At 71.2% G+C, this 24,648-nt stretch carries 31 protein-coding genes and 1 pseudogene; 16 read left to right on the forward strand and 16 right to left on the reverse strand.

What is annotated here, in order from left to right; translation table 11 throughout:
* Positions 1-9 precede the first annotated feature (9 nt).
* On the forward strand, positions 10-423 hold the full coding sequence (locus tag ACFV9H_RS11280; protein ID WP_385396388.1) for an STAS domain-containing protein: 414 nt from the start codon (positions 10-12) through the stop codon (positions 421-423).
* Positions 424-469: 46 nt separating this feature from the next.
* Positions 470-970: a hemerythrin domain-containing protein gene (locus tag ACFV9H_RS11285; protein WP_385396390.1), complete on the forward strand. Its 501-nt coding sequence runs from the start codon at positions 470-472 to the stop codon at positions 968-970.
* A gap of 37 nt (positions 971-1,007) precedes the next feature.
* Here the strand turns inward: ACFV9H_RS11285 and ACFV9H_RS11290 are convergent.
* A pseudogene (locus ACFV9H_RS11290) lies at positions 1,008-2,008 on the reverse strand (glutathione S-transferase family protein).
* A gap of 42 nt (positions 2,009-2,050) precedes the next feature.
* The gene (locus ACFV9H_RS11295; protein WP_385396392.1) at positions 2,051-3,667 is read right to left on the reverse strand and encodes a phospholipase D family protein; all 1,617 of its coding nucleotides are present in this window, start codon (positions 3,665-3,667) and stop codon (positions 2,051-2,053) included.
* 138 nt (positions 3,668-3,805) lie between these two features.
* Between ACFV9H_RS11295 and ACFV9H_RS11300 the strand changes: the two genes are divergently transcribed.
* The 3 genes from ACFV9H_RS11300 (at position 3,806) to ACFV9H_RS11310 (ending at position 5,314) form a co-directional block, all read left to right on the forward strand.
* Positions 3,806-4,342 carry a hypothetical protein gene (locus ACFV9H_RS11300; protein WP_385396394.1) on the forward strand — a complete coding sequence of 179 codons (537 nt, stop codon included), beginning with the start codon at positions 3,806-3,808 and terminating at the stop codon, positions 4,340-4,342.
* 45 nt (positions 4,343-4,387) lie between these two features.
* Positions 4,388-4,858 (forward strand): hypothetical protein, encoded by a 471-nt coding sequence (locus tag ACFV9H_RS11305; protein WP_385396396.1) that lies wholly within the window; start codon positions 4,388-4,390, stop codon positions 4,856-4,858.
* An 84-nt stretch (positions 4,859-4,942) separates the two neighbouring features.
* Entirely contained in the window at positions 4,943-5,314 is a 372-nt protein-coding gene (locus tag ACFV9H_RS11310; protein WP_385396398.1) for a hypothetical protein, read from the forward strand.
* 308 nt (positions 5,315-5,622) lie between these two features.
* Here ACFV9H_RS11310 and ACFV9H_RS11315 read toward each other — a convergent pair whose 3' ends face one another.
* Both ACFV9H_RS11315 and ACFV9H_RS11320 read right to left on the reverse strand, forming a co-directional pair.
* Complete coding sequence (locus ACFV9H_RS11315) at positions 5,623-6,276, reverse strand: DNA alkylation repair protein (protein WP_385396446.1); 654 nt, start codon at positions 6,274-6,276, stop codon at positions 5,623-5,625.
* A 106-nt stretch (positions 6,277-6,382) separates the two neighbouring features.
* Positions 6,383-6,805, reverse strand: a complete 423-nt coding sequence (locus tag ACFV9H_RS11320) for a CBS domain-containing protein (RefSeq protein WP_385396400.1) — start codon at positions 6,803-6,805, stop codon at positions 6,383-6,385.
* Positions 6,806-6,974: 169 nt separating this feature from the next.
* Between ACFV9H_RS11320 and ACFV9H_RS11325 the strand changes: the two genes are divergently transcribed.
* Positions 6,975-7,130 carry a CsbD family protein gene (locus ACFV9H_RS11325; RefSeq protein WP_385396448.1) on the forward strand — a complete coding sequence of 52 codons (156 nt, stop codon included), beginning with the start codon at positions 6,975-6,977 and terminating at the stop codon, positions 7,128-7,130.
* A gap of 97 nt (positions 7,131-7,227) precedes the next feature.
* Here ACFV9H_RS11325 and ACFV9H_RS11330 read toward each other — a convergent pair whose 3' ends face one another.
* The 3 genes from ACFV9H_RS11330 to ACFV9H_RS11340 form a co-directional block, all read right to left on the reverse strand.
* Positions 7,228-7,788, reverse strand: coding sequence for a type 1 glutamine amidotransferase domain-containing protein (locus ACFV9H_RS11330; protein WP_385396402.1), 561 nt, complete (start codon positions 7,786-7,788; stop codon positions 7,228-7,230).
* Between the two features lie 126 nt (positions 7,789-7,914).
* On the reverse strand, positions 7,915-8,601 hold the full coding sequence (locus tag ACFV9H_RS11335) for a UdgX family uracil-DNA binding protein (RefSeq protein ID WP_385396404.1): 687 nt from the start codon (positions 8,599-8,601) through the stop codon (positions 7,915-7,917).
* A 148-nt stretch (positions 8,602-8,749) separates the two neighbouring features.
* Positions 8,750-9,286 carry an isochorismatase family cysteine hydrolase gene (locus ACFV9H_RS11340; RefSeq protein ID WP_385396406.1) on the reverse strand — a complete coding sequence of 179 codons (537 nt, stop codon included), beginning with the start codon at positions 9,284-9,286 and terminating at the stop codon, positions 8,750-8,752.
* A 134-nt stretch (positions 9,287-9,420) separates the two neighbouring features.
* Here ACFV9H_RS11340 and ACFV9H_RS11345 point away from each other — a divergent pair, with 134 nt between their 5' ends.
* Complete coding sequence (locus tag ACFV9H_RS11345) at positions 9,421-10,377, forward strand: TIGR03557 family F420-dependent LLM class oxidoreductase (protein WP_385396408.1); 957 nt, start codon at positions 9,421-9,423, stop codon at positions 10,375-10,377.
* Between the two features lie 112 nt (positions 10,378-10,489).
* Here the strand turns inward: ACFV9H_RS11345 and ACFV9H_RS11350 are convergent, their stop codons facing one another.
* The 6 genes from ACFV9H_RS11350 to ACFV9H_RS11375 all read right to left on the reverse strand — a co-directional run bounded on the left by ACFV9H_RS11350 (position 10,490) and on the right by ACFV9H_RS11375 (position 15,384).
* Positions 10,490-11,173: a hypothetical protein gene (locus ACFV9H_RS11350; protein ID WP_385396410.1), complete on the reverse strand. Its 684-nt coding sequence runs from the start codon at positions 11,171-11,173 to the stop codon at positions 10,490-10,492.
* 78 nt (positions 11,174-11,251) lie between these two features.
* Positions 11,252-11,953, reverse strand: a complete 702-nt coding sequence (locus ACFV9H_RS11355; RefSeq protein WP_385396412.1) for a HemK2/MTQ2 family protein methyltransferase — start codon at positions 11,951-11,953, stop codon at positions 11,252-11,254.
* A 43-nt stretch (positions 11,954-11,996) separates the two neighbouring features.
* Entirely contained in the window at positions 11,997-13,532 is a 1,536-nt protein-coding gene (locus tag ACFV9H_RS11360) for a hypothetical protein (protein ID WP_385396414.1), read from the reverse strand.
* Positions 13,533-13,697: 165 nt separating this feature from the next.
* Positions 13,698-14,456 (reverse strand): metallophosphoesterase, encoded by a 759-nt coding sequence (locus ACFV9H_RS11365; RefSeq protein WP_385396416.1) that lies wholly within the window; start codon positions 14,454-14,456, stop codon positions 13,698-13,700.
* The gene (locus tag ACFV9H_RS11370) at positions 14,453-14,707 is read right to left on the reverse strand and encodes a hypothetical protein (protein WP_385396418.1); all 255 of its coding nucleotides are present in this window, start codon (positions 14,705-14,707) and stop codon (positions 14,453-14,455) included. Before ACFV9H_RS11370 ends, ACFV9H_RS11365 begins: the two co-directional genes overlap by 4 nt.
* Positions 14,704-15,384 carry a nucleotidyltransferase family protein gene (locus ACFV9H_RS11375; protein ID WP_385396420.1) on the reverse strand — a complete coding sequence of 227 codons (681 nt, stop codon included), beginning with the start codon at positions 15,382-15,384 and terminating at the stop codon, positions 14,704-14,706. Before ACFV9H_RS11375 ends, ACFV9H_RS11370 begins: the two co-directional genes overlap by 4 nt.
* Positions 15,385-15,573: 189 nt before the next feature.
* On the opposite strand from ACFV9H_RS11375, the gene ACFV9H_RS11380 reads away from it, so the two are divergent.
* From ACFV9H_RS11380 to ACFV9H_RS11420, 9 genes are all read left to right on the forward strand, one after another.
* Positions 15,574-15,897 (forward strand): plasmid stabilization protein, encoded by a 324-nt coding sequence (locus tag ACFV9H_RS11380; RefSeq protein WP_385396422.1) that lies wholly within the window; start codon positions 15,574-15,576, stop codon positions 15,895-15,897.
* A gap of 10 nt (positions 15,898-15,907) precedes the next feature.
* Positions 15,908-16,618, forward strand: a complete 711-nt coding sequence (locus ACFV9H_RS11385) for an HAD family hydrolase (protein WP_385396423.1) — start codon at positions 15,908-15,910, stop codon at positions 16,616-16,618.
* Positions 16,615-17,709, forward strand: coding sequence for an NAD-dependent epimerase/dehydratase family protein (locus tag ACFV9H_RS11390; RefSeq protein WP_385396425.1), 1,095 nt, complete (start codon positions 16,615-16,617; stop codon positions 17,707-17,709). Before ACFV9H_RS11385 ends, ACFV9H_RS11390 begins: the two co-directional genes overlap by 4 nt.
* A 249-nt stretch (positions 17,710-17,958) precedes the next feature.
* On the forward strand, positions 17,959-18,537 hold the full coding sequence (gene ectA, locus ACFV9H_RS11395; protein WP_385396427.1) for a diaminobutyrate acetyltransferase: 579 nt from the start codon (positions 17,959-17,961) through the stop codon (positions 18,535-18,537).
* A 70-nt stretch (positions 18,538-18,607) separates the two neighbouring features.
* The gene (gene ectB, locus ACFV9H_RS11400) at positions 18,608-19,876 is read left to right on the forward strand and encodes a diaminobutyrate--2-oxoglutarate transaminase (protein ID WP_385396429.1); all 1,269 of its coding nucleotides are present in this window, start codon (positions 18,608-18,610) and stop codon (positions 19,874-19,876) included.
* A 31-nt stretch (positions 19,877-19,907) separates the two neighbouring features.
* The gene (locus ACFV9H_RS11405) at positions 19,908-20,315 is read left to right on the forward strand and encodes an ectoine synthase (RefSeq protein WP_385396431.1); all 408 of its coding nucleotides are present in this window, start codon (positions 19,908-19,910) and stop codon (positions 20,313-20,315) included.
* Positions 20,316-20,353: 38 nt separating this feature from the next.
* Positions 20,354-21,256, forward strand: a complete 903-nt coding sequence (gene thpD, locus ACFV9H_RS11410) for an ectoine hydroxylase (RefSeq protein ID WP_385396433.1) — start codon at positions 20,354-20,356, stop codon at positions 21,254-21,256.
* Positions 21,257-21,404: 148 nt separating this feature from the next.
* Complete coding sequence (locus ACFV9H_RS11415) at positions 21,405-22,331, forward strand: SigB/SigF/SigG family RNA polymerase sigma factor (RefSeq protein ID WP_385396435.1); 927 nt, start codon at positions 21,405-21,407, stop codon at positions 22,329-22,331.
* A gap of 87 nt (positions 22,332-22,418) precedes the next feature.
* A complete protein-coding gene (locus tag ACFV9H_RS11420) occupies positions 22,419-22,541 on the forward strand; it encodes a hypothetical protein (RefSeq protein WP_385396437.1) in 123 nt (40 codons plus the stop codon).
* A gap of 15 nt (positions 22,542-22,556) precedes the next feature.
* Here ACFV9H_RS11420 and ACFV9H_RS11425 read toward each other — a convergent pair whose 3' ends face one another.
* The 3 genes from ACFV9H_RS11425 to ACFV9H_RS11435 all read right to left on the reverse strand — a co-directional run bounded on the left by ACFV9H_RS11425 (position 22,557) and on the right by ACFV9H_RS11435 (position 24,533).
* Positions 22,557-23,630, reverse strand: a complete 1,074-nt coding sequence (locus ACFV9H_RS11425) for a mechanosensitive ion channel family protein (RefSeq protein ID WP_385396439.1) — start codon at positions 23,628-23,630, stop codon at positions 22,557-22,559.
* Positions 23,631-23,832: 202 nt separating this feature from the next.
* On the reverse strand, positions 23,833-23,988 hold the full coding sequence (locus ACFV9H_RS11430) for a DUF6131 family protein (protein WP_385396441.1): 156 nt from the start codon (positions 23,986-23,988) through the stop codon (positions 23,833-23,835).
* A gap of 161 nt (positions 23,989-24,149) precedes the next feature.
* Positions 24,150-24,533 (reverse strand): PRC-barrel domain-containing protein, encoded by a 384-nt coding sequence (locus ACFV9H_RS11435; protein ID WP_385396442.1) that lies wholly within the window; start codon positions 24,531-24,533, stop codon positions 24,150-24,152.
* Between the last annotated feature and the right edge of the window lie 115 nt (positions 24,534-24,648).

Below are 24,648 nucleotides of genomic sequence, written 5' to 3' on the forward strand. Positions count from 1 at the left end.
GAGAAGGCCATGCCCGCCTACTTCCCGCGCACGCCCGCCACTCCCGCGGACACCGGCGCCACCTTGCCCCCTCCCGCCATCTCCGTGGACTTCGAAGCGGGTCCCCAGCGCATACTGGCCCGCGTGCGGGGAGAGATCGACATCGATCACGCGAACGCCCTGCGCGAGGACCTCGTCTCGGCCCTGGAGGCCAGCCGTCTCGGCCTCGACGTCGATCTGTCCGGCGTCACCTTCTGCGACAGCTCGGGCCTGCACCTTCTGCTGGACTTGAACAGGATGGCCTCCGGGACCGGCAAGAGCCTCGTACTGACCGCTCTCAGCCGCCGTGTCTCGCGCCTGCTCGATGTCACCGGCACGCAGGAGGTGTTCACCGTCCGTGGCCCTGCGGACCCCACCGGTTCCGGGCGGGCGAGTCCCGCATGAAGGGCCCGAGCGGGGGCAGCCGCCCCGAAACGAGGAGGCGAATCGTATGGCGGGCAAGGAGAAGGACCAGGACGTCGTCGCGGTGATCCTCAAGGACCACCGCACCATGGAGGACCTGTTCCGCCGCATGCGGAGCGTCGAGGCCGACCGCGCGAAGGCGCTGGAGGAGTTCTCGGCCCTGCTCATCGCACACGGCGAGGCGGAGGAAGCCGAGGTCTACGGCGCGCTCAAACGCTTCAAGGGCGTCGACAACGAGGAAGTGGAGCACGGGGAGAAGGAGCACGCCGAGGGCAACGAGGCGCTGCTGGCCCTGCTGGAAGTGGACGACGTCGGCTCCGACGAGTGGGACGCGCGACTGGAGGACCTGGTCGAGGCGGTGACCCACCACGTGGACGAGGAGGAGCGGACGATCCTCAACGGCGCCCGGGAGAACGTCCCCGACGAGCGCAGGGCCGAACTCGGCGCCGCGTTCCTGCGGGAACGCGAGGAGCGGCTGGCGTCCGACTGCGGCAGCATCGAGAACGTGCGCGGCATCGTCAAGGGCTGACGACCTGAGGCAGCTCTCGTTCAGGGGGAGCGCGCGTTCAGGCGAGCGGGGTGTGGTCGGCCGGTACCGCCTCCTCGGGCGCGACCGGCCCGGGCGCGGTGCCGTCGCCGAAGGGACGGCCGCCGAGGGCGTCGCGGCCGTGCGGCGCGAGCCAGGCGGTCGGGTCGGGGCCCGCCGGCACGATCCCGGTGGGGTTGATGTCGTCGTGCACCAGGTAGTAGTGCCGCTTGATGTGGTCGAAATCGACGGTGTCGCCGAAGCCGGGCGTCTGGAACAGGTCCCGCGCGTACGCCCAGAGCACCGGCATCTCGGTCAGTTTGTGCCGGTTGCACTTGAAGTGGCCGTGGTAGACGGCGTCGAAGCGCACGAGCGTGGTGAACAGCCGTACGTCTGCTTCGGTGATGGTGCCGCCGACGAGGTAGCGGGAGCGTTCCAGGCGGGCTGAGAGCCAGTCCAGCCGGGCGAACAGCCGCGCGTACGCGTCCTCGTACGCCTCCTGGGTACCGGCGAACCCCGCCTCGTAGACCGCGTTGTTGACGTCCCGGTAGACCACCTCGTTCACGGCGTCGCCCGCGTCGTGGGCGGGTAGAGCGCCGGCGCCCCGGGGCGGTGGTACGGCGCCCACTCCAGCGACATGTCGAGCGTGATCCGGGGGAAGTCGTTGGTCACGACCTTGCCGGTCGGGACGTCCACGACGGCCGGCACGGTGATGCCCCGGTCGTAGGCCGGGTCGCGCGCGAGGTAGGCCTCCTGGAGCCGCTCGATGCCGAGCACCGGGTCGCGCCCGCCGGGATCGAGGTCGAAGGTCCAGCTGCGCTCGTCGTGCACGGGCCCGGCGACGGCCATCGGAAGCGCCTCCTCCAGCCCGAGGAGCCGCCGTACGATCACGGCCCGGCTCGCCCACGGACAGGCCCGGCTGACCACCAGGCGGTACCGGCCGGGCTCCACCGGGTAACCCTCGCGCCCGTCGGCAGTGATCCGCGTGGTGATGTAGCGGCTGTCGCGGGAGTAACCCTTGCCGCGGCTCACGTAGCTCACGCCCGGCGCCTACCCGCTATCGGCGGGGAAACCCTCCCGCCATCAGAAAGCGTTGTGGCGGCGCAGTCCGAAGGGGCGTCCGTCCGGGTCGACCAGGACGTGGTGCAGCGGAGTCGCGAGCACCCGCTTGGCCTTGGGCAGCTCGGGCGGAACGTACCGGCGCAGACGGCCCGGCGGCCGTGGACCGCGGCGGCCGCCCTCGTGCCAGGCGTCCAGGGCGGCGGCCGTCTCCTGGAAGGCGGCGAACGCGGTCACCGGGTCGCACAGCACGTCCTGCGGCCGCTGCCCCGATCCGTCCTGTGCTTCCAGGTGCTCGCTCATGAGCTCCAGGCGCAGCTCGCGGGCGAAGGCGCGCGCTCCGTCGCCGAGACCTCCCGGGTCGGCAGGGGCCCGTGGGTCCGGCCTCTGGTCGAGGACGACGCAGCTGAGTTCCGAATCGTGCGTCCACGAACGGAGGTTGATGTTGTCGGAGCCGACGGAGGCCCAGGCGTCGTCGATCACGCACACCTTGGCGTGCACGTAGACGGGGGTTCCCGCGGGGTTCTCCAGGCCGTAGACCGCGACGCGGTCGCCGCCGGCGCGGCGCAGTTCGTCCAGGGCCGTGATCCGCCCGATCAGGTTCATCGGCAGGGTGAGCGGGCCGTCCTGCTCCGGGACCAGGGGGATGACGCCGATCAGTCGCAGTTGTCGGTGCGTTCTCAGCGCCTGGGCGAAGCAGTCCACCACCCGGGGGGACCACAGGTACTGGTCCTCCAGGTAGATCAGTGACCGGGCCCGGCGCAGCGCCTTCATGTAGCCGCGCGCGATGCTGAACTCGCCGTCGGGGGCGAAGGGGTAGCCGTGCAGCAGCCGGTTCGGATACGTGCGCAGCACCTGCACGGTGTGCGTGCCGCAGGGTGCCGGATCGGCTGTCTGCGGCGGCAGGGCGTCCGCGTTGGTGTCCTCGCGGTGCAGCAGTTCCCGCACGCGGACGAGGGGGCTGCGGCTGAGTGGCGACGGGTCCTGCCAGCGTTCGCGGAAGACGGCCTCGATGTCGCCGACGGCCGGTCCCCGCAGGGCGAGCTGGACGTCGTGCCATGGCGGGTGCGGCCCGTACGCGGAGGCCATCGGCAGCGACTGGCGGTCGCCGCGGTGGGTGGCGTCGTCGTTGCGGTTGTGGCAGAGGTCGATGCCGCCGACGTACGCGACGTCCAGCTCGGGGCGTCCCGGGTGGCGCAGCACCACCATCTTCTGGTGGTGTGACCCGCCCGGCCGCACCCGCAGGTCGAGCAGGCACTCGCCGCCGCCCTGCTCGATCGCCTGCTCGAGGTGCCGGTTCTCCGCTTCGCTGAAGTGGAGGCCGTCCAGGTGCGAGCGCCACAGCAGCCCCTTGACCACGACACCGCGCTCCGCCGCCCGACACAGGACGGTACCGATCTCGGTACCGGGTCCGTCGAGTCGCTCGTCGGAATCGCCGCGCCAGTCGGTGAACAGGAGCAGGTCGCCCACGCGCATCGCGCTGATCCCCGCCAAGAGCTCCGCGAAGTACGCGGCGCCGTGAACCAGGGCCCGGGCGCGGTTGCCCTCCGACCAGGCCGACCCGTCCGGGTGGCGCTCGTCCAGGCGCGTCGCGGCGTTGCCGCGTTCGTCCACTGTCAGCATCCAGTCTGCGTACCTCACGGCATCGGACCTCCGGCCGACGCCTACCCACCGCACGCGCGCTCACTCGGACCGTGCCCCTGTTTTGAACGGGCTGTCCTGGGCAGACGCCGCTGCGTCGAACACCGGAACGATGAAGACGGCACCGCGGAGGATTCGATGTCAACCACCACACTTCTCGCCGTCCTGATCCCGGTCGCCGTCGTGGTGATCCTCGCAGGCATCGCCGCGTGGATGTTCCAGCGGCGGCGCCGGCTGCAGGAGCGGTTCGGTCCGGAATACGAACGGACCGTGGACGACATGGGCAGCAGGCACGCCGCCCACACCGAACTGCGGGACCGCGAGGTCCAGCACGACAACCTCGACATCAGGGAACTCCCCGCCGAGTCGCGGCACCGTTACGCCGACGCGTGGACCACCGTCCAGCAGCGCTTCGTCGACCGGCCGGAAGGCGCGGTCGGGCAGGCGGACGATCTGATCACCCACGTGATGCGGGACCGCGGCTACCCCACCGAGGGCTACGAGGAGCAGCTGCGCGAGCTGTCCGTCGAGCACGGGCGGACCCTGGAGCACTACCGCGCGGCGCACGAGGTCAACATGCGCAGCAGCAAGGGGCAGGCAACCACGGAGGAGCTGCGCGGGGCCATGGTGCACTACCGCGCGCTCTTCGACGAACTGGTCGGGACGACGAGGTGACACGAGATGCAGCGGGAAGAAGAACAGCGGAACGAGGAACAGAGCTTGACCACGGAGCAGTTGGCGCGCTCCGGAGCGGATGAGCAGCAGCCCCCGATGTACCCGGGTGAGGCGACCGCCGACGACACCCTGGAGGAGGACCGCGAGGAGATGCGGCAGGAGACGGACGTCTCCGACGCGGAGGAGACCGCCTACGACGAAGACCGGCAGGCCTCGTCGGAGACGGCGCCCGTCCCCGACGAAGGATCCGAGGCGCTGCTCCCCGAGCAGGCGGCCGAGCAGTACCAGAAGACCTGGGGCGAGATTCAGGCCCGCTTCGTGGACGACCCGCAGGGGGCGGTGCGCGACGCCGACGGCCTGGTCGCCGAGGTCATGCAGACCCTCGCCGGAACCTTCTCCGAGCACAAGAGGGAACTGGAGAGCCAGTGGCAGCAGGGCGAAGAGGTGGCCACCGAGGACCTGCGGCTGGCGCTGCAGCGGTACCGGTCCTTCTTCGGCCGGCTGCTGCGCACCTGACGGTGGGGGCTTGCCCCGCCGTCTGTCCCGCGCCTGGCCGGCAGGGGCCCGTTTCGGCGGGCCTCTGCCGGGCAGGCGCGGGGCATGACGTTCGCACATCCGGCGGAAAAGGGCAGACCAGGGCGGCTCGGCCGCTTCGACAAGCTGGCGGAGCTCGCCTCGAACTTCACGAGTTCCGCGCTCTTCTCCTGCTTGTGCTTCCTTCTGGTGGCCGCTTTCGCGACCGTCCATCTGTTTCACATGCCGTTGGAATGGCAGCACCTGGCCGGTGACGCCATGGGCGCGGTGTCCCTGCTGCTGCTCGCCCTGCTCAAGAACTCCGAGCGCCGGGCCGAGCACGCGATCCAACGCAAGCTGGACGCCATCGCCGTCGCTCTCCTGGAGCAACAGGAGGGGGCGTGGCGCACGGCTCACCGGGACCTGGAGGAGGCCATCGGGATCGAGGATCAGGAATAGGCCGCACGCGCACGCGGACAGCGGCATGTCCGGGAACACACGAGAGCCCCATCGAGCGGAATCTCGCTCGAACGTCACATGTGAGGTCACAAGGTGAGCGTTGTGGAGTGGACCACAGAACCCGAACCCGAGGGCCCGGCCCCCGTACCGGAGCGACCGGATCCCGTACCCCGTGATCCGAATCCCCCCGACCCCGGCGAAAAGCCGCCCGGCCCTCCCCCGCCGCCGCCCGAGCCGTCCCCCAGCGAACGGCCGGTGGTACCTGAACCTCCCGACTGACGGCGGCCGAGGGGGCGGTCCGTGGCCGATCACGCCATGGTCGCGTCTCCCTGCCGACGCACCATCTCGGTGATCCAGACGGGCGCGAACGGAGACGTGCAGCCCGGGGACGTGGGGTAGTCCTTGAGCACCTCCAGGCGCTCGCCGATGTCGAGGGCACGAGCGCGGTGCTCGGCGTGCTCGATCCCGATCTGGGCCAGGCAGTGGTTCATCGCCCACTGCAGGCGGTCCGGGGCGTCCTTCATCTCCGCCTCGATGACGTCGAGCAGTCCTGCGAGGTCGAGGCCGTCCGGCTTCTTCGCCACGCGTTCGGTCGTCAGCGCCCAGCCGGCACTGGCGACCACCGGATCCGGATCTGCGGACCAGATCAGGCGCAGTCCTTCGGAGTGCGGGCTCTTCTTCACCACGTAGTTCACGAGCCAGTCGTGCACCTTGGGTGTGCGCGCCGCGCGCAGCATGGCGTCCAACTCGTCACGCTCGAAGGCCTTGGGGCGGCAGATCAGCATCGCCAGCAGTCTCGCGGCGGTGTCATCGGTCTCCCAGAGCCCGCGCGCGAGTTCCTGCTGCGTCTTCAGTCGCTTCGCGAGCGCGCGCAGCTTGCCGAGGTTCACACCGTGGTCGTCACCGTGTCTCTCGTTGACCTCGCGTGCCTTCGGGTCCTCGAGCTCGGCCAGCTCGGCCATCACCTCGGCCACCGCGTCGGCCACCACCGTTTCGGCCACCTCGGCCTCCTCTCCCTCACGTACGAGATTCAGCCTAGGGGGAGGAGGCGGCCGACAGCGGCGGACCTCAGGTGTCGGGCTCGGCGGCCGCGATGGCCGCGAAGGCCGAACCCGGATCCCGTTCGACGGCGAGGTCGCCCAGGGTGACGACGCCGACCAGTTCACCGTCCTCGGTTTGCACGGGCAGTCGCCTCAGCTTGTGCCGGCGCATGAGGTCGGCGGCCTGGTCGACGTCGTCGCCGGGACTGACGGTGATCGGTTCGGTGCTGCAGATCGCGTGGACCGTCGTGTCGGCGGGGTCGCGGTTCTCGGCCATGGCGCGTATCACGAGGTCCCGATCGGTCAGGATGCCGCGTAGTCGACCCTCGTCGACGACCAGGACGTCCCCGATACCCGCGTCCCGCATGACCCGGGCCGCTTCGGCCAGTGATGTCAGCTTCTCGACGGTCACCGGCTTCTCCGTCATCACCTCGTGGACTCGTCGGGTCATGACTTCCTCCCGCTGCTGGAAGCGGTTCCTGCCCGGCGCCTACCCGCCCCGGCGAGCGGTACGCCCCCTGGAGCCGCGGCCCGCGAGTTTGGGGCGTCGGGAACGGGTTAAACGCTGCGAAGGACCGATTCCGAGCGAGGGGAGTCATATCGTGTCCGGCGAAGAGAAGATGAAGGCCAAGAAGGAACAGGCGGTGGGCAAGGCCAAGGAAGCCGCGGGCCGCACCGTCGGCAACGAGCGTCTCACCGCGAAGGGGCGTGCGGAGCAGGTCAAGGGCGATGCCCGCGAGGCCAAGGAGAAGATCAAGGACGCCTTGGAGGAGTAGGTAGCGGAGCGCATGCCCGCCCCTTACCCGTGCGAAGGCCGCCCCGGGACGCTCGTCCCAAGGCGGCCTTCCCCTTTCGCCTCAGGTAGGCGTTGCATCAGGTACGCGCGGCCGAAGCGTTCCGCGTGTCGGCGAACTCCCTCACCAAGACGGAGCAGAAGGCATCCAGGTCGGCGGGCTTGCGGCTGGTGACCAGCGTCGCGGGCGCCGCGTGGCAGACCTGCACCTCCTCGTCCACCCAGGTGCCGCCCGCGTTGCGGATGTCGGTCGCCAGGCTCGGCCACGAGGTCAGCGTCCGGCCCCGTAGGACATCCGCCTCCACGAGGGTCCACGGCGCGTGGCAGATCGCCGCGACCGGCTTGCCGGCCTCGAAGAAGCTCCGCACGAACCCGACCGCCCGCTCGTTCATGCGCAGGGCGTCGGGGTTGGCGACTCCCCCGGGCAGGACGAGCGCGTCGAATGCGTCCGAGGTGTCGCCGGCGAGTACATGATCGACGGCATGGGTGCCGCCCTTGTCGAAGTGTCTGAACGCCTGGACCCTTCCGGGCTCCGTCGAGACCAGCTGCGGAATCCAGCCCTTCTCCTCCACCGCTTTCCAGGGTGCGGTCAGTTCGATCTCCTCCACGCCCTCGGGCGCGGTCAGGAACGCGATGCGCACGTCGCTCACTTCCTTCGCTGGGTCGGTCTCCGGCCACGCGTGGCCGTGACCGGACACGCCGTGCGCCTACCCGGGCCGGGGGCCCGCATTCGGGTTCGGGTGCGGCCACACCCGGCATCCGCGCGATCACTCCAGCACGGCGGCGGCCACGGAGAGGTCCGCCACCAGCCCCGAGAAGGCGGCCTCGCGGTCGTCCGCCCGCAGGACCGCGGAGGGATGGACCGTCGCCAGCAGCTGCCCGGCGGCCGGGGCCGTCTCCCCGCCGTCCAGCGCGGGCATCGGCAGCAGGACGCCACGCCGCTCGCCCACCCGGAAGGAGGAGCCGAGCAGCGCCCTGCCCGCCGTTCCGCCCAGGACCACCAGCACTTCGGGGTCGACCAGCCGGAGTTCCTCGATCAGCCAGGGTCGGCAGGCGGTCATCTCCCGCAGGTTCGGCGCCTTGTGGATGCGGCGCTTGCCGCGCGGGGCGGGCGTGAACTTGAAGTGTTTGACCACGTTGGTGAGGTACGCGTCCTCGTCGCCGAGCCCTGCCTCGTCGAGCGCCCTGCGCAGCAGCCGCCCCGCCGGGCCCACGAACGGCTCCCCTCGTACGTCCTCCTGGTCGCCGGGCTGCTCCCCGACCAGCATCAGCCGCGCACGGGCTGGGCCCGCGCCGAAGACCGTCTGCGTGGCGTCCAGGAACAGCGGGCACCCCTGGCATCCGGCCGCCGCCCGTCGCAGGCTCGCCAGACCCCCGCGCGAGGGCAGGTAGGGACTCGCGTCGTACCCCTGACCAGCGGCCGCGGCCGGGGCGGCGCTCGCGCTCGCGTCCATCGCCGCCACCACCTCCACACCCGGATCCGGCTGCCGCGTTCCGGTTCGCCCCGTGGACGCGGCACCACCGGTCGGCAGTCGGCGCCTGCCCCGGCCCCCCCACCCGAAACGGCCGGGTGCGCGGCAGGTGCGCCGACGCCCGGCTGGGCTACCGGAAGGCGTCGGCGGCGGCCACGATGCGTGCGGACATGTTGATCTCCATCATGCGCAGCGCGGCCTCGGCCAGGTCCGGGTGGATGTGGGCGACGGCGTCCCGGGCAACCGTCACGGGGAGGTGGCGGATGTGCGCGTCGAGGGCGGAGTAGAGCACGCACTGCTCCGTGACCTGCCCGCACAGCACGAGCCGGTCCACATCGAGCGAACCCAGCAGATAGGCGAGCGGTGTCTCGTAGAAGATGGAATGGCGTGCCTTGACCACGAAGTACGAGGATTCGTCGGGCCTCACGGGCTCGACGAGGTCCGCGTGCGCCCCGGTGAGGGCCGCGTCCAGGATCTCGCCGTGGTGGGAGCGCCACCTTCCGAAGTTGTCGTTGGCGTAGACCACGGGGACCTCCCGCGCCCTGGCCTGTTCGAGGAGGTCCACCACCGCGGGCAGGGCCCGCGCGACGGACGGGACCAGGATGTCGGCGTCCTCGTGGTCGTACGTGTTGAGCATGTCGATGATGACAAGTGCGGTCGTCGCCATGGCCGCCAACCTCGCAGACCGATGACCTCGCGGCGAGCAGGCCCGCGCGCGTCACCGTTGGCGTGTTTGTCCCCCGGGGCTCGGGGCACGCGCCGACCAGGGGCCGTTCACCCGTCCGTGGAGGCACGAGAGCCATGACGTCGTTCGGCTACTTCCTGGCCTGTGAGGAATTCACCCCGGGCCAGCTCCTCGATCAGGCCCGCCGGGCCCGCGCCGCGGGTTTCAGTCGCCTTGCCATCTCCGACCACTTCCACCCCTGGAACGACGCGCAGGGCAACAGCCCGTTGGTCTGGTCGATGATCGGGGCGCTGTCGCAGGCCGTGGACCTACCGGTGATCACCCTGGTGACCTGCCCCACCATGCGTCTGCATCCGGCGGTGACGGCCCAGGCAGCGGCCACGTCGAGCCGTCTGCTCGACGGCAGGTTCGCCCTGGGCGTGGGCACCGGCGAGGCTCTCAACGAGCACGTCCTGGGCGACCGCTGGCCACCGTTCGACGAGCGCGCCGAGATGCTGGAGGAAGCCGTCGAGGTGATGCGGAAGCTCTTCACGGGCCGCCAGATCAGCCACCGCGGGCAGTACTACACGGTGGAGAACGCCCGCCTGTACACCGCACCGCACGCACGGCTACCGGTCCACGTCTCCGGCTTCGGCCCGAAGGCGGCCGAGCTCGCCGGCCGCATCGGCGACGGGTTGGTCACCATGGGCCCCGACCAGGAGGCCATCGGCCGGTTCCGGGACGCGGGAGGCGAAGGCAAGCCCGTGATCGGCGGCCTCAAGGTGTGCTGGGACGAGGACCGCGAGAAGGCCGTGGACACGGCGCACCGGCTGTGGCCCACGGAACAGTTGCCCGGCGAACTCAACCAGATCCTGCCGACCCCGGCCCATTTCGAACAGGCGAGCCAACTCGTCACCCGCCGTCAGGTGGCGGAGGCCGTCACGTGCGGCGACGACGTAGAGGAGCACGTGGGCGCCGTCCGCGCCTACGTGGACGCGGGCTTCGAGGAGGTGTACGTCGGGCAGATCGGCCCCGACAACGAGGCCTTCTTCGCCGCCTACCGCGACAAGGTGCTGCCCGCCCTCGGCGGGTGAGACCTTCGACCGGGACACCGCGCGAGCGTGCGCCGCCCTCGCCCCGGCGCACGGGAAGAAGGTCCGAGGTGCTCGCGGTGGCCGCGATGGTGATCCTTGTCCGTCTGTCCGCCTATCCGCGCCGGCGTGGCTCGCCCGAGTCCAAGCCGGACGGCGCGTCCCACCCGTCCACCGGCGTCGCGGGCAGGCTCTCCTGCCCCGCCGCATCGGCGGTGAAGACCTGGGCGGCGCGTTCGTCGCGGAGGGACTCCAGGATCCGGATCTGCCGCTCGGCGCGCCGCAGGAGCTCCCTGAGGCGAACGCCGTCGATGCGGGGATCCGTGTCCGCAACGGCCTGGAGCGAGCGCCAGGCGCATGCCTTGCCTTCGACGCCCAGCCGCATGGCCTCCAGTTCCACGACGTCGCTGAGCGGGGAACGGGACACGACGCGTCCGTTGAGCTTGAGCCTGCCCGCCTTCTCGGCGAGCCGGCCGAGGGCGATGCGGCTTCGCATCACGGGGACCTGGAGGTCGGTCATGATGCGGCGCAGGCTCTCCAGGTCCTGGGCGACTTCCTGGGCCATGGCCGCCAGCGGCGGCCCGAGGGGGGTGCCTCGATGGGCCCGTGCCGCGCGGCGCAGGAGTTCCACGCCCGCGCCGGCGCCGGTCAGGTGGTCGTTGAGGTAGATGGCGAGGAGTCGCGAACGGCTGTTCATGGCGGTGTCTCCGGAGGTGTGGGGTACGGGTGGCCGGGCCCGGCCGTCGACCAGGCCGGGGCCGCCGACATCCTGACCGGCGGTGGTCAGGGGCCTGGTCATGGGCGGCTGGGCCCGGCGCCGGGGCTCGGCCGCCGGCCGGCGGGCGGGGCAGGACGTGGACGCGTCGGGGCGTCACGGTCAAAGGCGCTGGGCACGGATGATCACCAGCTGTTCCCACTCGGCGCCCTCGGCTGCCAGGCCCTGACCCTCCAGCCAGGCACGGCGGGCGCGCAGCACCGGCCCCCACGGCACCGAGGCGTGCAGGACGATCCGTGCGCTGAGCCCGGCCCGTTCCAGACGCCGCACGGTGGTTCGCGGGCCGCACATCCCGGAGTGGACCATGAGCAGAACTCCGCCGGGGCGCAGCATGGCGGCGGCCGTCGCGCAGATCCTGTCGATGATCAGGCGTCCCGTCGGACCGGCGTCCCAGGCGCGTGCGGCGCCGTGCGTCGGCAGCCGGGTGTCCGGGGAGGGGACGTACGGAGGGTTGGCGAGGACGAGGTCGAACCGCCTGCCCCGGGTGCGCAGGGCGAAGTCGCCGTGGAGTACGCGGAGCGGCAGCCGGTGGCGCAGGGCGTTCACGTACGTCGCGAGGACGGCGGGCCAGGAGACGTCGACCGCGGTGACCCGGGCTCCCCTGCCCGCCGCGTGCAGCGCGAGGGCACCGGTGCCGGTGCCGATCTCCATCACCGCCGCGGCGGGCCGCAGTTCCTCCCGGGCGAAGGCCTCGTCCAGCAGTCTGGTGTCGGCCTGCGGGCGGTAGACGCCGGGTGGCGCGAGCAGCCGGGGCCGGGGACGGCCCGGCCGTCCTGTGGTCGGTGCGGTACGGGGCGTGGTCATGGGCTCGCTTCCCGGTGGGGTTGTCTCGTTCGGCACGGGGCACCTAACCCGTCCTGAGCCGCCGAAACCCCACATCGGCCGAGGGAGAGATGTAGGCCCGGTAGCCGGGTACGCCCTGGATGTCGGGCAGTGGGTGGGGGCGCCAGCCGCGGGCCCACGGCGGGGGCCGGTTCCCCTGGACGAGGACGGCCACCGGACGGGTGCGGGCGAGCGCCACGAGTTCCTCCGCGGTGATGCTGCCGTCGTGGCCGCCGTGGACCTGACGGGACGCGCACCCGGTGTGGAAGGCCGCCCGGACGCCCTCGCTGCCGCTGATCACGCACGGCGGGCGAAGGCCCTGGCGGCGCAGTTCGGCGGCGACCGCCGTGAACGCCGTCCGGTTGCCCCGGCTGCGCTCCGCCGCGGCCGCGGTGATCGCGAGTTGCACCGCCAGGTGGAAGCCGACCAGGACGAAACAGAGGGCGGCGAGGGTGCGCGAGCGCGCCCGGCTCGCCCTGATGACCCGGGCCAGGAAGACCGCGACGGGGAGGGAGAGCAGGGCGTAGGCGGGGAGCAGGAAGCGGGGGGCCGCGTAACCGATCAGCAGGAGGTAGGGCGCCGCGAGGCACAGCCCGACGACCGTCGCTACGAGAACCGGGCTCAGCCGGGCCTCCCGGTGGGCGGCGATCAGGCCGCCGACGATCAGCGGCGGCAGGGCGAGCCACCACAGGCCGGTGACCGGCCGGGACCACGGCCCGTCGCACGGGCGGCACAGGGTGCGGCCGTCCAGGGCACGCAACTGGTCGGCGAAGGCGGGGTTCCAGCCCAGGCCGCCCTGGATCTCGCTCGCCCGGTGCAGTCGGGCGAGGAGGCCGCCGTAGCGGAGCTCGGCCTCGACGACCCATTCGATGCCGCCGAGTACGGCGCCGACCGCGAGAGCCACCAGCAGCGCCGGGCGCCGCCAGGCGGGGACGGCGACCGCGGCGCACGCCAGAGGCAGGACGAGCCATGCGGCGTCCATCGGCCGCATGAGCGCCGCGAGGGCCACGCCGGCGGCGAGGCCGACGGGCGCGAGGTGGTCGCGGTCGCGGCGGTCGCGGCCGTCGCGGCGGTCGCGTGCTGTTCTCAGGAAGCAGCCGACGGCGAGGAGCGCGCCGAACGCCACCCAGAGGTTCGGCATGGCCTGGGGGCCGTAGAGGAGCGTCACCCACAGTCCGGCGAACAGGCCGCCCGCGAGAGCGAGCACCGGCGCGGGCAGCAGCCTGCGCCACACCCACAGGCACAGCAGCAGCGCTGCCGCCGACAGCAGCGCCAGGTAGACGCGTAGCGCCGTCGTGGACGAGGTGAGCGCGGCGATCGGGGCGACGAGGTAGGTGATGCCGCGGGCCCGCGGGGCGCTGAAGAAGGCGGCGGGCGACTGGCGGGAGACCTGGCTGACGTAGACGGTTTCGTCCCAGCCCAGTCCGGTGCCCGGCACGGCCAGGAGCAGCTGCGCGAGGGCGTACGCGGCGGCCACGGGCGCCAGCCAGGCCAGGTCTCGGCGGCGACCGCGTGGGCCGGCGGGAGCGGTCGGGGGCCGGGTACCCGGAGGGTCCGCCATCGCCTGAACTGGGTGGTGCGCCATCGGTCGGCCTCGACAAGGGCAGTGGGGCAGGGTGTGCCCCACCCTGCCCCGCGGTCCCTGGGCCCACCACCGCAGGCGTACAGCCGGCCGAACCGAACCCCCCTCGTTCGGGGGCCGCCGGCGGCGCCCGAACGGCGGCTTTCAGTGCCCGTGCCCGCCCGCCGCGGGAGCGTGTCCGTCCGTGCCGAGGTGGTAGACGGCGAACGCCCGGTCGATGACCGGCATGGCCACGTTCCTGACCCTGGTCCCGCCCGCCGTCATGCCGTGCTCGGTGCCGAGGTGGGCGTGCCCGTGGACGGCGAGATCGGCGCCGTGCTCGTCCACCGCCTCGGCGAGGAGGTAGCTGCCGAGGAAGGGGTAGATCTCCCGGGGCTCGCCCGCCAGGGTGTCGGGTACGGGCGCGAAGTGGGTCAGCGCGATGCGCAGCGCGCAGCCCTCTTCGCGGAGCTCGCCCAGCGCCCGCCCCAGGGCCTCCGCACACCTGCGGGTGTAGCGGATGAACGACTTCATCTCCGGCTCGCCGAACTCGCTGCCGCTGCCTCCGGCGAAGCCTCCGCAGAAGCCCTTGGTCCCCGCGACGCCCACCCGCGTACCGGCGAGGTCGAGGGCGACCCCGTCGCCTTCCAGGACGTGGACGCCCGCCGCGCGCAGCTCCCGGGTGACGGCCTCCTCCTGGTCGCTCTGGTAGTCGTGGTTCCCGAGGACCGCGACGACGGGCACCGGCAGCCCGGCGACCTCCGCGGCCACCACCCGGGCCTCCTCCGGGGTGCCGTGTCGGGTGAGGTCGCCGGCCAGCAGCAGTACGTCGGCGCACGTGCCGAGGGTGTCGAATGCGGGCCGCAGCTGCCCGGCGCTGTCCGGGCCGAGGTGGATGTCCCCGACGGCCGCCACGCGGATCACGACAGCTCCTCGGCGTGGTCGGGCGGGCGGGGGTGGCTCACGGTGAGGTCCTCGTACCAGTCCAGGCCGGCCAGCTCCTCCCCCGCGATGCGCAGGACGGCGGTCCGGCACTGCTCGTCGGGGACACAGCCCCGGACGACGGCCCGGGCGCCGTGCGTTTCGACGCGCACGCCGAGTTCGGCGGTGTCCTCGCGCGCCAGCCGGTCGAGCAGGTGCTCGATGCGGTACTCGGTGATCTCGGTGGAGGTCACGGCGCTTCCTCGCTCTCGTCCGGCCCTTCGGGGCGGCGGTCGATGACCTGGAGTCGCGCGAGCAGGTAGAGGAAGGAGTCCGAGAGCGGGGCCTGCCGATGGTCCCGGTCGAGGCGCTCCCAGTCGATCTGCTCGCGCAGCATGCGGGCCATGGGCAGCAGGTCGCCGAAGTCGCAGTAGTGCTCGCAGAGCGCGGCGAGGCGGCTGTCCATGAGGTCGGTGGGCGAGAGGACCGGCATCCACACCGAGTCCACCGCCTTGACGCTCGCCCGCCCCAGCAGCTCGGTACTGACCGGACGCCTGGCCAGCTCGAAGATCAGGTCGATCTCCTCCCCGCCCGAGCGGCCCTTGACCAGCCAGTCCTCGGGGGCCCGGCGCATGGCGATGCCGCCGCCCTCCAGGGCCTTGATCGCCGTGTCGGCGTCCTCGGGCCGGACGCAGAAGTCGGTGTCGTGCTGGAAGCGGGCCGGCAGGCCATGGGCGAAGGCGGCCACGCTGCCCGCCAGGGCGAAGGGCTTCCCGGTGCGCTTGAGCAGCGCTGCCACGTGCTTGGTGGTTTCGAGGATCGCCTGGGTGTGGTCCTTGGGCAGCGGAACGTCGTCCGGAGCCGGGGGGCTCAGGTCTCCGGGAGCGGGGAGTCCCGCCGGCGTCGGCGGGGTGACGGTCTTGCGGGCCATGGCGCCTCACTCGAAGCGAGTGCCCTCGCTGATGCGTGCCGCCTTCGGCACGACACGAGGGACTCCTAACCACTACAAAATAGCTCAAACCTGACATGCGCCCCGGGGAGTGTCCGGGGGCGTGACGGGTAGGCGCCCCCGGGCACCCCGACAGAACATGACAGAACACGACGGAACAGAGGAGTCATCATGCCCCGTGGATCCAGTCCGAAGCGTGAACGGCAGTACGAGCACATCAAGGAGAGCGCGGAGAAGCGCGGAGAGAGCACCGAGCGGGCGAAGGAGATCGCCGCACGCACGGTGAACAAGGAACGGGCCCGCGCAGGCGAGTCCAAGACGGCGAGCAAGAGCTCGATCCAGGACATGTCCTCCGGCAAGCGCGGCGGGCAGCGCTCCCACAGCGGATCGGAAGGACCGACCTACGACCAGCTCTACGCCGAGGCCAAGCGCCGCAACCTGCACGGCCGTTCCTCCATGGACAAGGCCGAACTCAAGCGGAAGCTCGGGCACTAGGAGGCAGCGCATGAACCGGGCCGCACTGTTCGACGTGGACGGCACCCTCGCCGACACGAACCACCTCCATGTCACCTGCTGGTGGGAGGCCCTTCGGCAGGGCGGTCACGACGTGGCGATGCACGACATCCACCGCGCGATCGGCCTGCCCGGCGAGGACCTGCTCGACCACCTGCTGGGCGACGACCGCGACACGGACGAGGACGACACCCTGAGCGCGGCGCACGACACCCTCTACGGCACGTACTTCGACCGGCTGCCCCCACTGGACTCGGCAGCCGAGCTGCTGCGCGAGCTGCACCGGCGGGGCTGGCGGGTGGTGCTCGTGACCTCGGCCCAGGAGCACGAACTGGACGCGCTCCGACGCGCCATCGACGCCGACGACGCCGTCACCGCGACGGCCAGCGCCGATGACGTGGACGAGGGCAAGCCCGCACCCGACCCGGTCCACCACGCCCTCGACCTCGCCGACGCACCCGCGCACGGGTCCGTCTTCGTCGGCGACACGGTCTGGGACATGAAGGCGGGCGCCCGGGCCGAGGTCGCCTGCGTGGGCCTCCTCTGCGGCGGCATCCCGCGCGCCGACCTCGAAGAGGCCGGTGCCCGCGCCGTCTACCGGGACCCGGCCGACCTCCTCGCCCACCTCGACCACAGCCCGTTCGCCCTGCCGCCGGCCGGCGACGGCCGGCCGGCGCCCGCCGGAAAGGAGCTCGACCCATGACCGCTCCGCTCCCGGACCCGACACCCGAGGCCCGCTCCGAGCCCCTCCGCGTAGTCGTCGTCGGAGGCACGGGGAACGTAGGCACCAGCGTGGTGCGGGCTCTCGCCGAGGATCCGGCCGTGGGCTCCGTGACGGGCCTCGCCCGCCGCGTTCCCGACTGGCGGCCGAGGAAGACGAGTTGGCGGGCGGCCGACATCGAACCCGGCGGGGCGGACCTCGTACCCCTCTTCGTCGGAGCGGACGCCGTGATCCACCTCGCCTGGAAGTTCCAGCCCACCCACCACCCGGCCGAGACCTGGCACACCAACGTCCTCGGCGGCATCCGCGTGTTCGAGGCCGTCGCCGCCGCCGGCGTGCCCGTCCTCGTGTACGCATCCTCGGTGGGCGCGTACTCGCCCGGACCCAAGGACCGTACGGTGGACGAGTCCTGGCCCACCCACGGCTGGCCGCAGGCCGCCTACACCCGCGAGAAGGCGTACCTGGAGCGGGTCCTCGACGTCTACGAACGGGACCACCCGGAGATCCGCGTGGTGCGGATGCGGCCGGGCTTCCTGTTCAAGCGGGCGTCCGCGTCCGAGCAGCGACGCATCTTCGCCGGTCGACTGCTCCCCGGCAGCCTCGTGCGGCCCGGGCTGATACCCGCCGTGCCGGACCTGCCCGGCCTGCGCTTCCAGGCCCTGCACACCGACGACGCGGCCGCCGCGTACCGTGCGGCCGTCCTCCTCCCGGTCCGCGGGGCGTTCAACCTCGCGGCCGAACCGCCCCTGGACGCCGCACTCCTGGCCCGTACTCTGCGGGCACGCAGCCTGCGGATGCCCGCGGAGCCGGTACGGGCGGCGCTCGCCGCGGCCTGGCGGCTGCACCTGGTGCCCGCTTCCCCGGACCTGTTCGACGCGGTGCTGCGCCTCCCCCTGATGGACTCCGCCCGGGCGCGCCGGGAGCTGTCGTGGCGACCGGAGCACTCCTCCGTGGGGGCCGTCGAGGAGTTCCTCGCCGGACTGCGGAGCGGCGCGGGCATGGCCACCGCACCGCTGGCGCCGGACCGCCGGGGGCGGCCGAGCGCCCTGTCTCTTTTGACCGCACGACTGTGAACGAAACCCCGATCGGGAGAGGGGGACATCACATTTCAAGTGGAAAATGTGAGACAGGGCAAAGATGTTATCCGCTCGTTATGAATTCGAGGGTGGGGTGGAAATGTCAGGATTTTTCATAGGCATACGGGTCCGTCACCGGCGCTTCGCCACCCTCGGAAAGGCTCCTGCATATATCACGCGCCACGCCAGTTCCGTAACCCCTTAGGCCCATGCATTTTCCTCCAGCCCTGGGTAACTTCGGCCCGCATGACTGCTCATGCAGAACTGGCCCATTACAGGAAGCCCCTCCCGACGACCACGACCACGACGACCACCACGACCACCACGACCCACACGGCCACGCACATCGACCGCCCTCGCCCGAGTGACGGCCCCCTGCTGTGGCGCCTCGCACGCGACTCCAGGACCCTGGACCTCAACTCGTCCTACAGCTACCTCCTCTGGTGCCGTGACTTCGCCGGCACGTCCGCCGTGGCCCGCGACTCGTCCGGCCGGGCCGTCGGATTCGTCAGCGGATACCTGCGGCCCGAGAGCCCCGGAACCCTGCTCGTCTGGCAGATCGCCGTCGACGAATCCGTCCGCGGCCAGGGCATCGCAGGCGCCCTGCTCGACGGCCTCTCCGCCCGGGTGGCGGCGGAACACGGTCTGAGCTCCCTGGAGACCACCATCTCCCCCGGAAACCACGCGTCGGAGCGGCTCTTCGCCTCCTACGCCGCGCGGCACGGCGCCACGGTCACGCGCGAAGTGCTGTTCGCCGCGGAGGAGTTCCCGGACGGCGGCCACGCCCCGGAGGTCCTGCACCGCATCGAGCCGCTCCACTTCTGACCCCGGTCCCGTGCGGGCCGCCACCCGCACACCCCGGACCGAACACCCCCACGCCCACTGGAGAGTTGCCATGACCATGACCGAGCCGATCCTGTCCGTCTTCGAGACCGTGGAGTCCGAGGTACGCAGCTACTGCCGGGCCTGGCCCGTCGTCTTCGACCGCGCGACGGGAAGCCGGCTGTACGACGAACACGGCCGCGGCTACCTGGACTTCTTCGCGGGCGCCGGGTCCCTGAACTACGGCCACAACAACCCCGTCCTCAAACGGGCCCTGCTCGACTACCTGGAGCGGGACGGCATCACGCACGCTCTCGACATGTCGACGACCGCCAAGAGGGCTTTCCTCGAGACCTTCCGGTCCCACGTCCTCGAACCCCGCTCGCTGCCCTACAAGGTGATGTTCCCGGGGCCCACCGGGACCAACGCCGTCGAAGCGGCGCTGAAGCTGGCGCGCAAGGCAAAGGGCCGCGAGTCCGTCGTGTCCTTCACCAACGCCTTCCACGGCATGTCACTCGGCTCGCTCGCCGTCACGGGCAACGCCTTCAAACGGGCCGGCGCCGGCATCCCCCTGGTCCACGGCACCCCGATGCCGTTCGACAACTACCTCGGCGGCAGGACCCCCGACTTCCTCTGGTTCGAGCGCCTGCTGGAGGACCAGGGCTCCGGGCTCAACCATCCGGCGGCCGTCATCGTCGAGACGATCCAGGGCGAGGGCGGCATCAACGTGGCCCGCGCGGAATGGCTCCGCGCGCTCGCGGACCTGTGCCGGCGCCGCGACATGCTGCTGATCGTCGACGACATCCAGATGGGCTGCGGCCGGACCGGCGAGTTCTTCTCCTTCGAGGAGGCGGGCATCACCCCCGACATCGTCACGCTGTCCAAGTCCATCAGCGGCTACGGACTGCCCATGTCCCTGTGCCTGTTCAAGCCCGAGCTGGACCTGTGGGAGCCGGGCGAGCACAACGGCACCTTCCGCGGCAACAACCCGGCCTTCGTCACCGCGACCGCGGCCCTGAAGACGTACTGGGGCGACGGAGTCCTGCGCGAGCGGACCCTCATACAGGGCAGGCGCGTCGAGAGCGCGTTGCACGAGCTGTGTGCCGAACACGGCCGGCTGGGGGCGACGTACCGGGGCCGCGGACTGGTCTGGGGCATCGAGTTCGCCCACAAGGAGCGCGCCGCGGAGGTGTGCCGAAGGGCCTTCGAGCACGGTCTCCTCGTCGAGACCTCGGGCCCCGAGGGCGAGGTCGTGAAGCTTCTGCCGCCGCTCACCATCACCGGCGACGAACTCGACGAGGGCCTCGACATCCTCGCCCGCTCCGTCCGCGAAGCCGCCTGACCGGCATCCCCCCACCACGAAGGGCACCACCATGATCGTCCGCTCGTTCCGGGACATCGAGGGAACCGACCGCCACGTCAAGGCGGCATCCGGCACGTGGGAGAGCAAGCGCATCGTCCTGGCGAAGGAACGCGTCGGCTTCTCCCTGCACGAGACCGTCCTGTACGCCGGCACCGAGACGTCCATGTGGTACGCGAACCACGTGGAGGCCGTGGTCTGCACGGAGGGGGAGGCCGAACTCACGGACGAGGAGACGGGCCTGACCCACACGATCACGCCGGGAACCATGTACCTCCTCGACGGCCACGAGCGGCACACCCTGCGCGTGAAGCACGAGTTCCGCTGCCTGTGCGTCTTCAACCCGCCCGTGACCGGCCGGGAGGACCACGACGAGAACGGCGTGTACCCGCTCCTCACCGAACCCGACCACCGCAGCTGACCTACGGAAACGCACAGAGAGGAGAGGCAGGCACCACCATGACCTACGCATCCACCCGCACTGTGAACGACCTGTATCCGACCCGGGGCTCCGAGGAGGTGCTCACCGGCCGCGCGGACCCCGTCGTCTGGTCCGAGCCCGGCACGCCGGGCCCGATGTGGGCCCACGAGCTGGAGAGCTACGAGCGCGACGGCTTCCTGTCCGTCGACGAACTCGTCACGCCCGAGGAGGTGGACGTCTACCGGACCGAGATGGACCGGCTGCTCCGTGACCCCTCGACGCTGGCCGACGAACGGTCCATCGTGGAGCCGAAGTCCCGGGAAGTACGCTCCGTCTTCGAGGTCCACCGGATCAGCGAGGTGTTCGCGGCCCTCGCCGCCGATCCGCGCGTGGTGGGACGCGCGCGACAGATCCTGGGCTCCGAGGTGTACGTGCACCAGTCCCGGATCAACGTCAAGCCCGGGTTCGGCGCCAGCGGCTTCTACTGGCACTCCGACTTCGAGACCTGGCACGCCGAGGACGGCCTGCCGCACATGCGCACGGTGTCGGTGTCCATCGCCCTGACACCGAATCACGCCACCAACGGCGGCCTGATGATCATGCCGGGCTCACATCGGAGCTTCCTGGGTTGTGCCGGTGCGACGCCGAAGGACAACTACAAGAAGTCCCTCCGGATGCAGGATGCCGGTACCCCGTCGGACGAGGCATTGACCAAGTTCGCCTCGGCCTGCGGCATCAAGCTCTTCACCGGGAAGGCCGGCTCGGCCACCTGGTTCGACTGCAACGCGATGCACGGCTCGGGTGACAACATCACGCCGTACCCGCGCAGCAACGTGTTCATCGTCTTCAACAGCGTCGAGAACCGCCCGGCGAAGCCCTTCGCCGCCCCGGCGCGGCGCCCCGGATACATCGCCTCGCAGGACTTCACGCCCCTGCGCTGACACGACCCGGCCGACCCGGCCCGGCCCGGCCCGGCACCCGCCGGGCCGGGCCGGCCTGGTCGGTTGTTCGCCACGAAGTGTGTAGAACCGGGAAGTCGGGGCAGAAGGGCCCGGGCAGCCGTCAGTCAACAGGGAGGGAGCGGCCACCATGTCTCGCTCGGCCGGCGCCACAGGCCCCATTCGTGCAACAGACGCGCGGATCTCCGCACGTTACCGAGGCACCGCGGGAGCGCCAACGCAGGACGAGGACCCGTTCCGGGTGGAGAACGCCCGCGAGATGGCACCCGACGACGCACGCGAACTGTCGCGGCTCTTCTTCGGGAGGCTGCGCACCCTGGAGGAGGGGACGCGCGAGTACCAGTACACGCGCAACACCCTGATCGAGATGAACCTCTCCCTCGTGCAGTTCGCCGCGCGACGTTTCCGCTCCCGCGCCGTCGGTGGCGGCCTCGACATGGACGACATCATCCAGGTGGGAACCATCGGCCTCATCAAGGCCATCGACCGCTACGACCCCCAGCGCGAGGTCGAGTTCTCCACCCTCGCCCTCCCCTTCATCACCGGTGAGATCAAGCGCTACTTCCGCGACACCACCTGGGCCGTACACGTCCCGCGGCGCCTCCAGGAACTGCGCATCGAGCTCGCCAAGGCCCAGGAGGCCCTGACCGACGTCCTGGGCAGGGCGCCGACGGTCAAGGAGGTGTCCCGGCACATGGAACTGTCCGAGGACGAGGTCATCGACGGGCTGGTGGCCGCGAACGGCTACACGAGCGGTTCCCTCGACGCCGTGGCCGCGGACGGCGACGAGCCGTCCACGACGACCGCGACGTCCCGACCGCTGGCGGAACGCCTCGGCGACGTCGACCCCGCCATGGAACTCTTCGAGGACTTCCACACCCTGGCACCCCTGCTGGAGCAACTGGACGAACGCGCCCGGCGCATCCTGCAGATGCGCTTCGGCGAGGAGAAGACCCAGGCCGAGGTCGGCGCCGAACTGGGCATCTGCCAGATGCAGGTCTCCCGCATCCTGTCCCGGACCCTGGCGCGGCTGCGCGTCGGCATGCTCACCCAGTAGCCCGCGTCACCGCACGCGGGCGGTCGTCACGAACTCGTGCTCACGGCCGGGAGGCGTCGATCCCGCCGCCGCGGGCAAGCGCGCATCATGAACTCACATCGGCTCACCGACCTGTCCCTGGCCCCGGCGCCCGGCCCCGCCTGGGTGCACCTGCTCGTCATCGCCTTCGCGCTGATCGCCCTCGTGCACACCCTCGCCCGGCACCGGTAGCGCCGGCGCGGTCGTCTACGGCCCGGTCGTGCGCTCGGCCGCGGCGTTCTCGGCTCCCGAGGCCGGGCCCACGAGAACGCGCGGCAGGGCGTACGGGTGCTTCTCCACGAGCCACCCGATCAGCTGCTCCCGTACGGCACAACGGACCGTCCACAGGTCGTCGGCGTCCTTGGCCGTGACGATGGCGCGCACCACGATGGTGGAGGGCGTCGTGTCCGTGACGGCGAGGTCCCAGCCTCGGCCGTCCCACTCCCGGCAGGTGCTCAGGATCTCGTGGACCTTGTCGCGGATGAGGCCGACGGGCGCGCCGTGGTCGCAGTGGAGGAAGACGGTGCCGGTCATCTGGACACCGCCCCGGGACCAGTTCTCGAAGGGGCGGGTGGTGAAGTAGGAGACGGGCATGGTGATCCGGCGTTCGTCCCAGGTACGGACGGCGAGGAAGGTGAGGGTGATGTCCTCGACCACCCCCCACTCGCCCGCGACCACGACCGTGTCGCCGATGCGCACCATGTCGCCGAAGGCGATCTGGAAGCCGGCGAAGAGGTTTCCCAGAGTGGACTGGGCCGCGACGCCCGCCACGATGCCGATGATCCCGGCGGAGGCGAGCAGGGAGGTTCCGAGCGCACGGAAGCTCGGAAAGGTGAGGAGCATCGCGGCGGCCGCGACCACGGCCACGACGACCGTCACGACCCGCATGATCAAGGTCACTTGGGTGCGGACCCTGCGCACTCGGGCCGGGTCGCGGGTACCGGTGGCGTAGCGGGCGTACCCCGACTCGACGACGGCGGAGGCCACCGCCACGATCAGCCAGGCCCCGGCACCGATCAGGACGAGCGAGAGGATCCGGCCCACCGCCGCCGCGTTGTCGCGCAGCGGCGGCCATGCGATCTGCCGGTGGGCGCCCTTGAGCAGCCCGGCGAGCAGCACGATCTGCAGGGCGCGGCGGCAGCGCCGCAGCAGGTTCCACAGGGGCGTTTCGGGGTGTCGTACGTCGGCTCGGCGCAACAGCAGGTCGACGGCCCATCCGGTCACGACGGTGACCAGGATCGAGCCTCCCAGGACGGTCGGCGGGAGAAGGGAGCTGTTCATATCTCCTCGGCGGATGCAGGCGGCATGGACCTGCACGCGCCTGCCCCGCGGGAGCGAGCTGACACAGGTCCCGGGAGAACCGCGGGCCGCACGAGCTCGGCTTCGTCAAACGTCACCGCTGTGTCCGGCAGGCAGGGGCGGGACCGCCCATACGGCGGTCCCGCCCCTGCCTGCCGGACACCGTCCGGCGTGTTGCCACCGGCTACCAGTAGTGGCGTCGGCCACCCACCGAGTGCCCGACCGCGCCCAGGATCCACAGCACCGCGCCCACCACGAGCAGGATGACCCCGATGGTCCACAGAATGGAAATTCCGGTCACGAATCCGATGATCAAGAGAATGAGTCCGACGACAATCATGATGCCCCTCGTTCTTGCGTTGAGAATTCGGCGGACCGGTTGAATCCGCCTCGGCGTCTCGGATGGCGTCTACCCTCGAATTCCGCCCTTATCAGCGCTGCGTCACCCACTCTGCGGCGGGATGGTCGGCCGCTCGGGCTTCGGCGCCGCAGGCGCCCGCCTCACGCGCGGTGATGGCCGACCGGACCGTCCCCGGGCACGCTTCCGATGCCGTAATAGGTGCCCAGCTCCTGCCGGTATCCGGCGTCGCGCAGGTGCTCGTCCCGGTGGAATTCGGGAGCGTCCTTGATCTCTTCCTTGGTGCGGTTCACGTAGATCTTCTCGTCCTCCAAGTCGATCTGGGACACCGTGCTCGCCGGGAGGATGACCTCCTTGCCGAAGATCCATACACCGGTGTCGACGACCAGGTAGGCGTCACCGGCCTCGTAGGAGTGCTTGTCGACCTTGCCGATTTCGCCGTCGGTCGCCTCGACCTTGTACCCGGTGAGGTCGACCCCTGCCAGGTGGGTCAGTGCCGGTGAGTAGTTCCACACGTGCTCAGTCACGCGAAAACATCTCCTCTGGTAGGCGAGCGCCCCGCCGGGCCTACTGCCCCGCGGGGGGGGGGGGGGGGCAGGTCGGGTCGGGGGTGTGGTCTTTACGGTGGGCTGCGGGGTCTTG

Origin of the sequence: Streptomyces sp. NPDC059874, from assembly GCF_042731135.1 — a bacterium.
Taxonomy (GTDB): domain Bacteria; phylum Actinomycetota; class Actinomycetes; order Streptomycetales; family Streptomycetaceae; genus Streptomyces.